Raw genomic sequence first — 1,003 nt, 5'->3', positions numbered from 1 at the left:
ACTCAAAACTCCCCCATTCCCCATTCCCTCACCCTAATCAACGGAAATTTCAATACGGCGATTGCGCTGTTGATTAGCATCAGTGTCGTTTGCTGCAACAGGATTAGTTGCACCGTAACCGATAACTAACCAGCGATATTCCCTGCCCAAGGTGCGGGCAAAATACTGCTCAACTGCTTTAGCTCGGAGAAATGATAATGCTCGATTATTATCAGGATCGCCATTACTATCCGTATACCCAGCAATATGAATAGTGCTGGCAGGATAATTACGCAAATCCGCCATAATTTGGTCTAAAATCAATCCCGCTTCTGGGCGGAGAATGCTGTTGCTGCCATCAAATAAAACATCACTGGGTAACGTTATCTTCAACTTGTTAGTTAACCCCAGAGAATCTGCCGAGGAATTCTTGGCATCAGCACTTCCCACCGATGTGTCATTCTCGCTGGGGGGCTGTACCCCTTGTAGTAGAAGGGAGATAGCTTGGATTCGCCTTTCGAGAGAGTCGTTAGGACGACTAGTGCCAAGTTGAGTTTCTAGAGTGGTAACCTTGTCATTGATTGCTTTAAGCTGTACCTGAAAATCAGTAAGTTGAGCTTCTACTTGCTGTCTTTCTACCGGGCTTAGTTGGGGTATTTTCTCGGTAGGTGATGATACCCCTGTTGGACTAGCTTTGGGTGCAGCAGCCTTTAGTGGTTTGTCAAAATAGGACTGTATTTTCAACACTAGGGGCTTCTGCGGATTAGGACTAGGATAGACATTTGCTAGCACAATCCCCAAAATTAGGGCTACACCCCCACCCAGCCCCAACATTAGCACTCGAAAGATAACAACGAGTAACCACGAACGTCTCCTGGTTGAGGGTTGAGGGGAAGTTTTGTCTGCTGAGTTAGCGGTCACTTTTTTACCAAGGTTAGGGGTTAGGGGCTAGGGGTTAGGGACTAGGGGCTAGGGAAACAGGAAATATTTAAAAAACAATAATAATCTATGATATCCCCATTAC

The 1,003-nt window shown here is 45.8% G+C and carries 1 protein-coding gene; it reads right to left on the bottom strand.

Going from position 1 to position 1,003, the window contains the following annotated elements; all coding sequences use genetic code 11:
• Positions 1 to 33 precede the first annotated feature (33 nt).
• Positions 34 to 900, bottom strand: coding sequence for an OmpA family protein (locus NJ959_RS30015; protein WP_254015418.1), 867 nt, complete (start codon positions 898 to 900; stop codon positions 34 to 36).
• Positions 901 to 1,003: the final 103 nt, after the last annotated feature.

Origin of the sequence: Limnofasciculus baicalensis BBK-W-15 (assembly GCF_024178385.1) — a bacterium.
Lineage (GTDB): Bacteria > Cyanobacteriota > Cyanobacteriia > Cyanobacteriales > Coleofasciculaceae > Limnofasciculus > Limnofasciculus baicalensis.
This window is presented reverse-complemented; position numbering and strand designations above follow the sequence as displayed.